This is a genomic window from Clostridium cellulovorans 743B (genome assembly GCF_000145275.1).
GTDB lineage: Bacteria > Bacillota > Clostridia > Clostridiales > Clostridiaceae > Clostridium_K > Clostridium_K cellulovorans.
The window spans coordinates 628728-643618 of record NC_014393.1; the positions used below are offsets into that span (position 1 = coordinate 628728).

The 14891-nt window shown below is 30.3% G+C and carries 10 protein-coding genes; 9 read left to right on the top strand and 1 reads right to left on the bottom strand.

Translation table 11 applies throughout. The annotated features are described in order from the left end of the window. The first annotated feature begins 182 nt into the window (after nt 1–182). From htpG to CLOCEL_RS02700, 8 genes are all read left to right on the top strand, one after another. Nucleotides 183–2063 (top strand): molecular chaperone HtpG, encoded by a 1881-nt coding sequence (gene htpG, locus CLOCEL_RS02665; RefSeq protein WP_010074942.1) that lies wholly within the window; start codon nt 183–185, stop codon nt 2061–2063. Between the two features lie 442 nt (nt 2064–2505). Next, nucleotides 2506–4317 (top strand): putative bifunctional diguanylate cyclase/phosphodiesterase, encoded by a 1812-nt coding sequence (locus tag CLOCEL_RS02670; RefSeq protein ID WP_010074941.1) that lies wholly within the window; start codon nt 2506–2508, stop codon nt 4315–4317. A 173-nt stretch (nt 4318–4490) separates the two neighbouring features. Next, entirely contained in the window at nt 4491–4958 is a 468-nt protein-coding gene (locus CLOCEL_RS02675) for a methylated-DNA--[protein]-cysteine S-methyltransferase (protein ID WP_010074940.1), read from the top strand. A gap of 353 nt (nt 4959–5311) precedes the next feature. Then, on the top strand, nt 5312–6658 hold the full coding sequence (locus CLOCEL_RS02680; RefSeq protein ID WP_010074939.1) for an ABC transporter substrate-binding protein: 1347 nt from the start codon (nt 5312–5314) through the stop codon (nt 6656–6658). Between the two features lie 116 nt (nt 6659–6774). Beyond that, nucleotides 6775–7617 carry a carbohydrate ABC transporter permease gene (locus tag CLOCEL_RS02685; protein WP_010074938.1) on the top strand — a complete coding sequence of 281 codons (843 nt, stop codon included), beginning with the start codon at nt 6775–6777 and terminating at the stop codon, nt 7615–7617. Beyond that, nucleotides 7617–8450, top strand: coding sequence for a carbohydrate ABC transporter permease (locus CLOCEL_RS02690; RefSeq protein ID WP_010074937.1), 834 nt, complete (start codon nt 7617–7619; stop codon nt 8448–8450). The genes CLOCEL_RS02685 and CLOCEL_RS02690 overlap by 1 nt, the downstream gene beginning before the upstream one ends. Nucleotides 8451–8487: 37 nt before the next feature. Continuing rightward, nucleotides 8488–9966: a 4-alpha-glucanotransferase gene (malQ, locus tag CLOCEL_RS02695; protein ID WP_010074936.1), complete on the top strand. Its 1479-nt coding sequence runs from the start codon at nt 8488–8490 to the stop codon at nt 9964–9966. 259 nt (nt 9967–10225) lie between these two features. Further along, the gene (locus CLOCEL_RS02700) at nt 10226–11257 is read left to right on the top strand and encodes a LacI family DNA-binding transcriptional regulator (protein WP_010074935.1); all 1032 of its coding nucleotides are present in this window, start codon (nt 10226–10228) and stop codon (nt 11255–11257) included. Between the two features lie 179 nt (nt 11258–11436). Here CLOCEL_RS02700 and CLOCEL_RS02705 read toward each other — a convergent pair whose 3' ends face one another. Beyond that, the gene (locus tag CLOCEL_RS02705) at nt 11437–12432 is read right to left on the bottom strand and encodes a LacI family DNA-binding transcriptional regulator (RefSeq protein ID WP_010074934.1); all 996 of its coding nucleotides are present in this window, start codon (nt 12430–12432) and stop codon (nt 11437–11439) included. Nucleotides 12433–12591: 159 nt separating this feature from the next. On the opposite strand from CLOCEL_RS02705, the gene CLOCEL_RS02710 reads away from it, so the two are divergent. Beyond that, the gene (locus CLOCEL_RS02710) at nt 12592–14853 is read left to right on the top strand and encodes a glycogen/starch/alpha-glucan phosphorylase (RefSeq protein WP_010074933.1); all 2262 of its coding nucleotides are present in this window, start codon (nt 12592–12594) and stop codon (nt 14851–14853) included. Nucleotides 14854–14891 lie beyond the last annotated feature (38 nt).

Consider the following 14891-nt stretch of genomic DNA (forward strand, 5'->3'; position numbering starts at 1 on the left):
CAAAGTAAGTGAAATAATCGAAGCTATAATGGGAAAAATATAGAAAAGTAGCAATAAAAGCCTTAAAATAGACTACAAAAAATATTGACCTTAATTTCAAAATATGATATATAAAAACTATGGTGTTAGCACTCAGCGATTAGGAGTGCTAACAAAAGAAGCTTGAAGGGAGAATTTATATTATGGAGACAAAACAATTTAAAGCTGAGTCTAAGAGACTTCTTGATCTTATGATTAATTCAATTTACACACATAGGGAGATTTTTTTAAGAGAGCTCATTTCGAATGCTAGTGATGCAATTGATAAGATTTACTATAAAGCTTTAACAGATGAATCAGTGAGCTTTGATAAAGAAAACTACTATATAAGAGTAGAAGCGGATAGAGAAAATAGAATACTTAAGATTTCCGATACTGGTATAGGTATGACAAAAGAAGACCTTGACGAGAACCTTGGAGTTATTGCAAAAAGTGGCTCTTTAAAATTTAAAAAGGAAAATGAACTTAAAGATGGTTACGATATAATAGGACAATTTGGTGTTGGTTTTTATTCTGCATTTATGGTAGCGGAAACTGTAACTGTAGTAAGTAAAGCTTTTGGAAGTGATAGCGCTTATAAATGGGAATCTCAAGGGGTTGATGGATATACTATAGAAGCTTGCGAAAAAGATACCGTAGGAACAGAAATAACTCTTAAAATTAAAGCTAATACAGAGGATGAAAACTATGATGAATATCTAGAAGAATATAGATTAAAATCTATAATTAAAAAATACTCTGATTTTATAAGATACCCAATCAAGATGGAAGTAACTAAGAATAGATTAAAAGAAGGCTCTGATAAAGAATATGAAGAATACAAAGAAGAGCAAACTGTAAACAGCATGGTTCCAATATGGAAAAAAAATAAGAATGAATTAAAGGATGAAGATTACGATAGCTTCTATTCTGAAAAACACTATGGTTTTGATAAACCACTAAAACATATTCATATAAGTGTTGATGGAGCTGTAAGTTATAATGCAATCTTATACATCCCAGAAAAAATGCCATATGATTTCTACACAAAAGAATATGAAAAGGGCTTAGAACTTTATTCAAATGGCGTTATGATTATGAATAAATGTGGAGAATTAATTCCTGATTACTTTGGTTTTGTAAAAGGAATAGTTGATTCAGAAGATTTATCTCTTAACATTTCTAGAGAAATTCTTCAACATGATAGACAATTAAAATTAATAGCTAAAAACATAAAGACTAAGATTAAGAATGAATTAGAAGATATGATTAAAAACGAAAGAGAAAGCTATGAAAAGTTCTTTGAATCTTTCGGAAGACAATTAAAATATGGTATCTATAGCGATTTTGGAAGCAATAAAGAAGTATTACAAGACTTATTATTGTTCTATTCTTCAAAAGAAAAGAAGATGGTTTCCTTAGAAGAATATGTTTCTAGAATGCCAGAAGATCAAAAGTATATTTACTATGCTACAGGAGAATCAGTTGAAAGAATTGAAAAGCTTCCACAAACAGAAGTTGTATTAGATAAAGGTTATGAAATTTTATACTTTACTGATGATGTAGATGAATTTGCAATAAAGATGATAATGCAATATAAAGAAAAAGAATTTAAATCAGTTTCAAGTGGTGATTTAGGTATAGAGCCAGAAGAAAATGATAAAACTTCTGAAGCTGAAGAAAAAGAAAGTAAAGAACTATTTGATAGCATGAAAGAAATTCTATCAGATAAAATTAAGGCTGTAAGATCATCGAAAAGGCTAAAAAATCATCCAGTATGTTTAACTAACGATGGTGACCTTTCTATTGAAATGGAAAAAGTTCTAAATGCTATGCCTAATAGTGAACATGTAAAAGCAGATAAAATACTTGAAATAAATATAAATCATGATGTATTTAAGGCATTAAAAGAAGCAAACGAAAATGATAAGGATAAGTTAGAACTATATACAAATTTACTATATAATCAAGCACTTCTTATTGAAGGATTACCAATAAATGACCCAGTAGAGTTTACAAATAACATTTGCAAAATAATGAAATAAAGAAGCTTGTATTGTGTATATGAGGTTACTTACAGTTTTTTATTCTTATAAGTTTATATAGGCTAAAAAAATCTCTTAATGTGTTTTTAAGAATAATGTGATTTTAATTAAAAAAGTATGTGTAATGAGAAAGAATCTTCTTAGGAAGATTCTTTTTTCTTGCAAAAACTTACAAAAAATTTGGTTTCTGTTTTGAATTATGATAATATTATATAATAATATGTTTATAAAAAGTGTAATTTGACTATAAGAAATTTATTTATAATATTTTTTATAAAGCAAGACATCGAATGGGGATAATATCTTAAAGGAATAAATAGGGGTGTATTTGTAACAATTAAGGAGCAAGTTAAATCACATTTATGGTGTGAATATGGTTCGCTTATGTAGTAATTATCAAGTAAAAGTTTTTAACATTTAAGGCTAAGGGGATACTATATTTATGGAACAAAATAGCACTAATATGATTGAACGTTATTTGGATGATAAGACTATTCAATTAGAGAGTAAAAAGTACAGAAAACTTAAGATTTTTATTTCTATTATTCTATTTTTAACCTTCAGTTTTTTACAGAGAAAAGTTAATGGTGTGCCTACTATTAGCGGTATTTTTGCACAGCTTCAGGTACTGGTCTCTATTTATCTTGCCATCAAGGCATCTAAAGCGAGTTATATTACTGCAGTGTTATTAAATTTGTTTGGAATAAGCCAAGTTATGATAGCGATATTTTTATTAGGCAATGTGTCTGCAGTGACAGGAGTTATTGTATATTCTTTTAATATTATATCTATTACTATTATTTGGGCTTTATCAAACCGAAATGTTAAACAATTTAAAAGAGTACTGGATCAAAGGGAAGATATTATAGCCCTTTATGAAGAACTTTCTGCATCAGAGGAAGAGTTACGTGATCAAAATAGGCAGTTAATGGATTATAATGAAAAGTTAGTTAAACAAGAAGAGGAGCTTACTTTTCTTGCTCATTATGATACCTTATCAGGTTTACCTAACCGAAAAATGATTAAGGATACATTAGAGAAAATCCGAAAAAATGCACTGGAAAACGAAAGTTCATTTGCTGTTGTACTTATTGATCTAGATGATTTTAAAAAAATAAATGATACTATGGGACATCATATTGGAGATACGCTACTTCAAGCTGTAGCAGAAAGGTTGATTCCATTTGTTAAAGAAGAGGATATACTTGGTAGAATGGGGGGCGACGAGTTTGCTTTAGTTATTCAATCACAGTATAAGGAAGATATTTTTCAATACTTGGAACAGCTAAGAAATAATTTAAATCAGGATTTTAACATAGATGGTAATAGAGTTCGTACTTGTGCAAGTTTTGGGGTAGCATTATTTCCACAAGACAGCACTGATGACGATGAACTTATGAAATATGCAGATACTGCTATGTATAAAGTAAAAGCCACTGGAAAAAACAATATTTGCTTTTTTAAGAAAGAAATGAATGATGAAGTTCTGGAAAGAACGGAATTTGAAAAAAGATTATTAACAGCAATGGAAGAAGATGAACTATTTTTAGTTTTCCAACCTCAATACCGACTAGATCCTCTTGAATTAAGGGGTTTTGAAGTTTTGGTTAGATGGAAATCTCCTGATATGGGAATGGTAAGTCCTATGAAATTCATACCTTTAGCTGAAGAGATGGGCCTCATTGTAAAAATGGGAGAATGGATATTAAGGACTGCATGCAAAAAATTTAAAGCACTTAAGGATAAGTATTCTTTAGATTCAATGATATCTGTTAATATTTCCGCAGTTCAAATACAAGATGAATTTTTTGTTGACATAGTAAAAAGTGCTTTAGAGGAATCGGGACTCGAAGGCAAATATTTAGAATTAGAGATTACAGAATCCGTTTTAATAGAATCTATTGATAAGGTAATAGGAGTATTTGAAGAATTGAAGAAATTGGGAGTTCATATTGCTTTAGATGATTTTGGGACAGGTTATTCTTCATTAAGTTATTTACAGAGGTTGCCTATTGATACTTTAAAGATTGATAAATCTTTTTTAAATCACCAGAATACTAGTGATGAAAACAAAGATATCATTGGTGGCATAATCTTTCTTATGCATAGAATGGGTATTTACGTGATAATGGAAGGGGTAGAGGAAGAGTTTCAGTTAAATTATCTTAAGCATAGACAGTGTGATTGTATCCAAGGATTTTTATTAGGAAAACCCTTAGATGAGCCTACTGTTGAGGAACTTCTAAAAAAGTAAATTAAAATTTCATGATATACTCATTTATAGATGTTGTGATTAAATATATATTATTTTATCAACTGTATATATTTAATGCACAAACATTGTTGGAAATTATATATGAGAAAAGTTGAATAGTTTAAAATAGAACTATTCAATTTTTTATATAGGTTTTTGTGAGGGTGAATTATATGAGAAGTTCAGTTGTAATTGAAACAATAATAGGTAAAATTGTGATAACAGAAGAAAATCATACTATAACAAATGTAGATTTGTATAGAGATGCAGTTATTGAAAATTTTTTTCAGAAGGAAACACCGTTGCTAAAAAAAGCAGTAAAGCAGCTAGAGGATTATTTTAAAGGGACACTAAAAGAATTTGATTTACCACTTGCACCGAATGGGACAAAATTTCAACAAAGTGTTTGGCGTGCTTTGCAAGATATTCCTTATGGAGAAACAAAAAGCTATGGAGAGGTTGCAAGGAGCATCGGAAATCCAAAGGCTGCTAGAGCTGTAGGAATGGCTAATAACAGGAACCCTATTGCGATTTTTATACCATGTCATCGAGTTATTGGAGTAAATGGAAAGCTTGTGGGATATGGTGGAGGGATTGATATAAAAGAGATACTTTTGGGACTGGAAAAAAGTGTTAAATAGCGTTATAATTATAGTACCATGCTATGCATGGTTTTTCTTTTATTATTATATGGAAAAATATGTATAAAGCCGTGGTGTAAAATTCAAATTATATTTTAGTCTAGAAAACTTTAGTATAGTGTTGAGACAGATTTCAATGATTAGACTGGGCTTGCAGAAGAAATGATTGAAGGAAACAAATTTTAGAAAAAAATTTTTGAAGATTTTTTATGAAAACAATTGCAGTTTTTTTTATCCTATGATATTATGATTTCAAGGTTATCGAAAACGATACCGACAACGTTACCGAAAAGTTTTATAATCTTAAAACATAATTAGGTAGACAATAATAAAAATAGGGAGAAGGGTTTAATATGAAAAAGAAGTTACTTAGTGTAGTATTAAGTTTATCAATGATCTCAACTTTTATGGTTGGATGTGGAAGCAAGGAAAAAGCTTCTAACAATAACGAAATATATTTTTTAAACTTTAAACCAGAAATAGCTGAAACATATAAAGCTATAGCAAAAGATTATGAGGCAGAAACTGGAGTTAAGGTTAAGGTAGTTACAGCAGCTAGTGGTACTTATGAGACAACCTTAAAATCAGAGATAGCTAAATCCGATGCTCCAACAATTTTTCAAATTAACGGACCAGTTGGTTATGAATCTTGGAAAGATTACTGTGCTGATTTAAGTAGTTCAAAACTTTATAGCTATTTATCAGATAAAAGTTTAGCTATAAAGAGTGGAGATGGCGTTTACGGTATACCATATGTTGTGGAAGGTTACGGAATAATATATAACGACGCTATAATGAAAAAATATTTTGAATTAAGTGATAAAGCAGTTTCTATAAAGTCAACAAGTGAAATCAATAACTTTGATATCTTAAAGAAGGTTATTGAAGATATGACAGCAAAGAAAGATAAATTAGGAATAAAGGGAGTATTTGCATCTACATCATTGGGTGCAGGAGAGCAATGGAGATGGCAAACACATTTAGCAAACATGCCATTATACTATGAATTTAAGGATAACAAAAATTTTGATAATACAATTTTAGCTGGATTGGATTCAAAAGAAATTAAATTCTCATATGAAGAAAATTATAAAAACATATTTGATTTATATATAAATAACTCAGCTACAGATAAGCCTCTTTTAGGAAGTAAATCTGTAAGTGATTCAATGGCAGAATTTGCTCTTGGAAATGTGGCTATGGTGCAAAATGGTAATTGGGCTTGGTCACAAATTAAAGGTGTAAGCGGGAATACTGTACAAGAAAATGATATAAAATACTTACCAATATATACTGGGGTTAAAGGTGAAGAAAAACAAGGCTTATGTATAGGTACAGAAAATTACTTTGCAATTAATAGTAAAGTGTCAAAAGAAAAGCAAGATGCTTCAGTTGCATTTTTAGAATGGTTATTCTCAAGTGAGAAAGGTAAGAAGTATATAACTAAAGATTTAGGTTTCATAGCTCCATTTAATACATTTACTGATGCTGAAAGACCAGAAGATCCTCTAGCAAAAGAAGTATCTGCTTGGATGCAAAAAGATGTTACTTCAGTTCCATGGACATTTGCAGCATTTCCAAGTGAAGATTTCAAAAATAGATTTGGTGACGCTTTATTAGAATATGCACAAGGTAGCAAATCTTGGGATGATGTTGTAAAGACTGTACAAGAAACTTGGAAGTCTGAAAAATCAAAATAATAATATAACTTAAGATAAAAAATAGCGGTTTTTAGAGTTAAAAATTAAGCACAATAATGGTAGGTTAGAAAACAATTCTAGCTTACCATTTAAAAATTAGATTAGGAGAAGATAATATGGAAAAAAAATTAAAAAGGTATTTCCCTATTTTTGCCCTCCCAACGATAGTAGCATTTTCCATAGCTTTCTTTATACCATTTGTTTTAGGAATTTATTTATCTTTTACAGAATTCACTACAGTGGTAGATGCTAAGTGGGTAGGATTTGAAAATTATTATAAGGCTTTTGTAGATAAGGACTTTTTGAATGCACTTTGGTTTACTGTTAAGTTTACTGTAATATCTGTTATAGCTATAAATGTATTAGCCTTTTCTTTAGCATTACTACTTACAAGAGGAAAAAAAGGAACAAATGTATTTAGAACAGTATTCTTTATGCCTAACTTAATAGGTGGTATCGTACTAGGTTATATATGGCAGTTGATAATAAATGGTGTTTTATATAAATTTGGAGTTACTTTAACATACGATGCGAAATATGGTTTTTGGGGATTAGTAATATTAATGAACTGGCAGCTTATAGGATACATGATGATTATCTATATAGCAGGAATTCAAAATATTCCAAAGGACTTAATCGAAGCAGCAAAAATTGATGGTGCAAATTTATTTACAGTATTAAAAAGTGTTATAGTACCATTAGTTATGCCATCTATAACAATATGTTTATTTTTAACTTTATCAAACTCATTTAAGTTATTTGATCAAAACTTGGCATTGACAGCAGGAGCACCATCAAAACAAACAGCGATGCTTGCTTTAGATATATATAATACTTTCTATGGAAAGGTTGGATATGAGGGTGTAGGCCAAGCAAAAGCAGTTATATTCTTTATCTTAGTAGCAATTATTGCCTTTGTACAACTTATTATCACTAGAAGCAAGGAGGTTGAAAACTAATGAAAAGCGAAAAGTTAAGAGATAATTTAATATTTGTTACTTTATCAATATTAACCATTGTATTTTTATTACCAATACTAATAGTTATTATGAACTCTTTTAAGGGTAAATTTTATATTAGTGAAACCCCTTTTCTTCTACCAAACAGCAGTACATTTGTTGGTTTCAGTAATTATATCGAGGGAGTAACTAAAACTGGGTTTGTACAAGCTTTTGGATGGTCAGTATTTATCACTGTGTTCTCTGTTGCAGTAATAATTTTATTTACGTCTATGACAGCTTGGTTTATTACAAGAGTTAAGAGTAAATTTACAAGCTTTTTATATTATTTGTTTGCTTTTTCAATGATAGTTCCATTCCAAATGGTTATGTTTACAATGACAAAGGTAGCTAATGTGACTCATCTAGATAATCCAGTTGGAATTATTGTAATATATCTAGGTTTTGCTTCTGGATTATCAGTATTTATGTTTTCTGGGTTTGTAAAATCTATCCCTCTTGAGATAGAAGAAGCAGCAGTAATTGATGGTTGTAATCCAATACAAACATTTTTCATGATAGTATTTCCAGTTTTAAAGCCAACGGCAATAACAGTAGCGATCTTAAATGCTATGTGGATTTGGAACGATTATCTTCTTCCATACTTAATTATAGGTAATGAATATAAGACAATTCCTATTGCTATTCAATATCTAAAGGGTGGATATGGATCAATAGATATGGGTGCTATGATGGCTGTCCTAGTATTGGCGATTATCCCTATTGTAATATTCTATTTTGTTTGTCAGAAACATATAATTGAAGGAGTTGTAGCAGGAGCTGTTAAAGGCTAAATTGAACAGCTTAATCTTGTAAAAAATGGAGGAAATGATGAGAAAAAGTGGAGTTTTACTACCAGTTGCCAGTTTACCTTCAAAGTACGGAATAGGTGCATTTTCTAAAAATGCATATAAGTTTATAGATCAGTTGAAAGCAGCAGGACAAAGCTATTGGCAAATACTGCCTTTAGGGCCTACTGGATATGGGGATTCGCCATATCAATCCTTTTCAACCTTTGCTGGAAATCCGTATTTTATTGATTTGGAAGAATTAATTGCTGAAGGATATTTAACTGAAGAAGAATGTGAATCTTATGATTTTGGAGATAATGAAAGATATATAGACTACGAAAAAATATACTTATCTAGATTTAAAATTTTAAAAATTGCTTTTGGAAGAAGTAATATAAAAGAAACAGAAGAGTTTCAAAAGTTTATTGCAAACAATGCTTATTGGTTAGAAGATTATGCTTTATATATGGCAGTAAAAAACTATTTCGACGGTGTAAGTTGGATTAAGTGGGATGATGATATAAGATTAAGAAAAAAGTCTGCACTTGAAAAATATAAAAGCAAGCTTGAAGATGAAATTGCCTTTTATCAATTTCAGCAATTCTTATTTAACAAACAATGGGAAGCATTGAAAGAATATGCCAATGAAGCTGATATTAAGATTATTGGAGATATTCCCATCTATGTGGCTTTTGATAGTGCAGATAGCTGGGCACATCCAGAGTTATTCCAATTTGATGAAAATGGAGAACCAATTGCTGTAGCAGGCTGTCCGCCAGACGGTTTCTCTGCTACAGGGCAATTGTGGGGCAACCCTCTTTATAATTGGGACTACCATGAGAAAACTGAATATAAGTGGTGGGTTGAAAGAATAGCTTATTCCTTTAAGTTATATGATGTTGTACGTGTTGATCATTTCAGAGGCTTTGACGAATACTACTCAATACCTTATGGGTCAGAAACAGCAGAGATTGGAAGTTGGGAAAAAGGTCCTGGCTACGAGATTTTTAAAGAAGTACGGAAGCAATTAGGTGAAGTAAATATAATAGCAGAAGATTTAGGCTTTTTAACAGAAAGTGTTTTGAAACTTGTTGAGGAAACCGGTTATCCAGGTATGAAAGTATTAGAATTTGCTTTTGATTCAAGAGAAGAAAGTGATTATTTACCTCATAATTATGTGAAGAATTGTATTGTTTATACTGGAACACATGATAATGAAACAATTGTAGGATGGTATAAGAATTTAAATCCAGATGATAAGAAATTAGCTATTGATTATTTGGACATCAAAGATAAGACTGATGAGGATATTCATTGGAAATTTATAAAACTGGCACTTTCTAGTGTCGCAAACTTAGCAATTATACCATTACAGGATTATTTAGGATTAGGAAATGAGGCTAGAATTAATACCCCTTCAACAGTGGGGGGAAATTGGAAATGGCGTTTATTAGAGGATGAAATTACTGAGGAATTAGTAGAGAAAATAAACAAGGTTACAAAGTTATATGGAAGATAAATATATGAAATTCCCTATGTTTATGGGGAATTTCATATTTAATACAATAATGAGGAGAATCTAGTGGAAAGTTAGTTTACAGATGTCTTATAGGTATATTATGGGCCCATAATATTTATTGTTTTTAAATGATAAAGCCTATATAATTATATTAAACATGGATAGGTTTTAATATATTCAAAGGTATATAATTCATTAAATTTATTCTCAAGTGCTGTAGTGGATTATATTTATTACAAAATGGAAAAGGTGAATGGTTATGGAATCAATTACAATAAAAGATATTGCTAAGATATGTGGTGTAGGTGTAAGCACTGTATCAAGAGCAATAAATAATCATCCTGACATTAATAAAGAAACTAAAGCGATGATTATGGACGTTATAAAGCAACATAATTATATTCCTAATAATAGTGCACGTAATTTGAAAAGATTAGATTCTAATGCCATAGCAGTATTGATTAAAGGTATCAGCAATCCATTTTTTAGTAATATGATTAAAATCTTTGAAAGAGAAATAAAAGAAAAGAAATATTCTTTTATCCTTCAACATGTAGATGATAAAGAAGATGAAATAGACGTGGCTATTGAGCTTATAAAAGAAAAGAAATTAAAAGGAATAGTATTTCTAGGTGGACATTTTTCACATCCTATTGAAAAACTTGAGCAACTGAAAGTCCCTTTTGTATTAAGTACTATTGGTACTACGCAAAAGTTAGATAAAACGATCTGTTCTTCTGTTTCTGTAGATGACTTTGAGGAAAGTTACAAGATGGTTAACTACTTATGTAGTTTGGGGCATACTAAAATTGCAACTATTACAGCACCTATGGATGATGAGAGTATAGGTAATTTAAGATATAACGGATACATAAGTGCTCTAAAAAATAACGGTATTGAAATTCAAGAAAATCTGATAAGGATTATGAAAGCCGAGCTTTATAGTTACTCTATGGAGAATGGGTATGCTGTTACTAAAGAACTTTTAGAATCAGGTGAAGATTTTACAGCAATTTATGCAATAAGTGATAGTATTGCTATTGGTGCATGTAAAGCCATTTTTGATTCGGGAAAAAGGGTTCCAGAGGATTATTCAGTGGTAGGTTTTGACGGATTAGATATAGCGCATTACTACAATCCATCAATCACTACTATAAGGCAGCCTGTTGAAGAAATGGCAGAGGCCACTATAAAAATTCTATTTGATGTAATACGTAAGAAAAAGTCAGCACAACACAGGACTTTCCAAGGTGAGTTAGTAATTGGTAATTCAGTTAAGTCCTTAAAATAAATTTATACAGGGTAAGTTATAGTTAGTTAACTTATCCTGTATTTTTGATGTTTTAAGAAGTTAGTATAAAATATTCAGAGCTTCTTAGCTATATACAAGAACATTAATGTATAACTTCCAATAAGGTTTGTAAATTAAATTCATATAGTTTTGATAAATGAAATATAAGCTTTCAAATCTTAAATTTTACATTTATCAGTAGAGTCTCTTTTAATAAATTTAGGGCGAAGTTCAATACGACTAATGGACACATTATGCATTAAGTCATCCAACAAAGTTAATGCACTTTTCCCAAGGGAAATACGATCTTGTCTTATTGTTGTGAGAGGTGGATTGAGGTATTGAGCGATTGGCATATCATCGTAACCTGTAACACTAATATCTTCAGGTATCTTTAACCCCATTGAATGAAGTTCTCGTATAACGCCAGATGCAATAAAATCACTAGCACATACAATAGCTGTAGCACCATTTTTTACAAATCCAGGCACATAATCTTTAGCGCAATCAGTGATATAGTGTCCAAAAGCAATTAAAGCATCATTTACAGGTAGATTATTTTCGTTCATAGATTGGATAAAGGCCTCAAGGCGTTTCTGTGTAATCATAGAGTTTTTTGTACCATTTAAAAATGCTATGTTTTTATGGCCTAGCTCTTTTAAGTAATTAATTAAATCTTTAATCCCCTCATAATTATCAGTTCCAACATATCCTACATAGTTATTACCACTTATATAATTATCCAATAAGACTGTTGGTACCTTCGTAGTATCTAGCTGCTGAACATAATCATCGTGAAGTTCAAAACCTAACAAAAAGGCTCCGCTATATCCATTTTTCAACATATATGTATCGTACTTGGTTTGAGTTTGTTTTCTTAAATCCATAGGGACAATAGTTACATTATATCCTTTTCTAAGAGCAGCCTGCTCGAAACCAGAGATGATTTCATAACCAAATTGATCTATATTTTCATAATTCATATTTTCAAGCATAATACAAATTTTCGGATTTATTTCGTTTTGCATATTTTTAGGCTTGTACCCTAGTTCTACTGCTGCGTCCAAAACTGCTTGACGCATAGCTTCACTTATATCACTTGCACCGTTTAAACCTTTAGAAACAGTACCAGGTGATATACCAAGTTTTTTTGCGATATCTCTTATAGTTGCCATCTATGTTCCTCCATAATCAAGCTAAACTAATTTATATTTAATAAACACTTAACGTTTTCATATTGACAATATAACACATAGATGATAAAATTACAACATAAGTTTCGAAAAGTTTCGAAAAAATTTAGATGATGCATTTATGCATTAGGAGGTAAAATAATGTTAGAAAAAGATTTGCAAAGTATTGTAGATAGAAAATTTCGAAAAACAGTTGAAGTATGCAGCAATGAAGAAATTTATTTAGCATTATTAGAATTGACAAAAGAAAGAATTAAAGCAACAGGAAACAATGAAGGTAAGAAAAAATTATATTATATTTCAGCTGAGTTTTTAATTGGAAAGCTTTTATCAAATAATCTAATCAATTTAGGAATATATGATGAAGTTCAGATGATACTTGAAAAGAATCATAAAAGCTTAAGTGAAATTGAAGATGTTGAATTAGAACCATCTTTAGGTAATGGTGGTCTTGGAAGATTAGCAGCTTGCTTTCTAGATTCTATTGCAACCCTAGGACTTAATGGAGATGGGGTAGGACTAAATTACCACTATGGTTTATTTAAGCAAATATTCGAAAGTAACACACAAGTAGAAACAAAGAATCCTTGGATTACTAAAGAAGGTTGGTTAGAAAAATCTGATATAAGCTTTGAAGTGCCTTTTAAAGACTTTACTTTGAAATCTGTTTTATATGATATAGATGTAACAGGTTACGAAAGTAATTCAAATAAATTAAGACTTTTTGATATTGATACTCTTGATGAAACTATGGTAAAAGACGGAATAACCTTTGATAAAGAGGATGTTATTCATAATCTAACATTATTTTTATATCCTGATGATAGTGATAAGGCAGGACATCTTCTTAGAATATACCAACAGTACTTTATGGTGAGTAATGCTGCTCAACTTATTATTAAAGAAACTTTAGAAAAGGGTCATGATTTACGCAAGTTATATGAATATGTAGTAGTTCAAATTAATGATACCCATCCTACTATGGTAATCCCAGAACTAATACGTTTGCTATTAGCTCAAGGTATTGCCATGGATGAAGCAATAGAAATTGTAACGAAAACTTGTGCATATACAAATCATACAATACTTGCAGAGGCTTTAGAAAAATGGCCTATGGAGTATTTAGAAAAAGTTGTTCCTCAGTTATTGCCAATTATAATTGAACTAGATAAAAGAGTTAGAGATAAATACGACAATGAAAAGGTTTATATAATAGATAAAGATCAGCGTGTTCATATGGCACATATAGACATTCATTATGGATTCAGTGTTAATGGGGTAGCAGCTTTGCATACAGATATCCTAAAAAACACTGAGATAAAACATTTCTATGAGATATACCCTGAGAAGTTCAATAACAAAACTAATGGTATAACTTTTAGAAGATGGCTTATCCATTGTAACCCTTTATTGTCAAGGTTTGTTACAGAACTTATCGATGAGGATTACAAGAGAGATGCAAATAAGCTAGAGGATTTATTCAAATATATTGATGATGATATAGTACTTCAAAGGCTTCTAGAAATAAAGCATAAAAATAAAGTTACATTGAAGAATTATTTAAAAGAAACTCAAAATGTAGATATAGATGAGAATTCAATTTTTGATATTCAGGTAAAAAGACTTCATGAATATAAGAGACAACAAATGAATGCTCTTTATGTTATTCATAAATACTTAGATATTAAAAAAGGCAATATTCCAACAACTCCGATAACTATGATTTTTGGGGCAAAAGCAGCACCAGCATATATCATCGCTAAAGATATAATTCATTTAATTTTATGTCTACAAGAACTTATAAATAATGATCCAGAAGTTAGCCCTTATTTAAAAATTGTCATGGTAGAGAACTACAATGTTACAAAGGCTTCAAAGTTAGTTCCAGCTTGTGATGTTTCAGAACAAATATCTCTAGCATCAAAAGAAGCTAGTGGTACTGGAAATATGAAATTTATGCTTAATGGAGCTGTTACTCTTGGAACCATGGATGGAGCAAATGTTGAAATTCATGATCTTGTAGGCAAAGATAATATATATATCTTTGGTAAGTCCAGTGAAGTGGTTACAAAACTTTATGAAGATAAGGGTTATAGGCCAACTGATTATTATGAGAAAGATGAAAAAATCGAAGAATTAGTTGATTTTATTATAAATAAAAAAATGATTAAGATTGGCGACCCTGTGAAACTAGCAAGACTTTATAAGGAATTAATATCAAAGGATTGGTTTATGACTTTACTTGATATTAAAGAATATATTGAGACTAAGGATGATATGTTCAAAGATTATGAAGATAGAAAAGCTTGGAGTCAAAAGATGTTAACTAATATTAGTAAAGCTGGTTTTTTCTCGTCAGATAGGACAATAAAACAGTATAACGAAGATATTTGGAAGCTATAGAATTAAAGGCAGCAGTATTTATATAGATACTGTTGCTT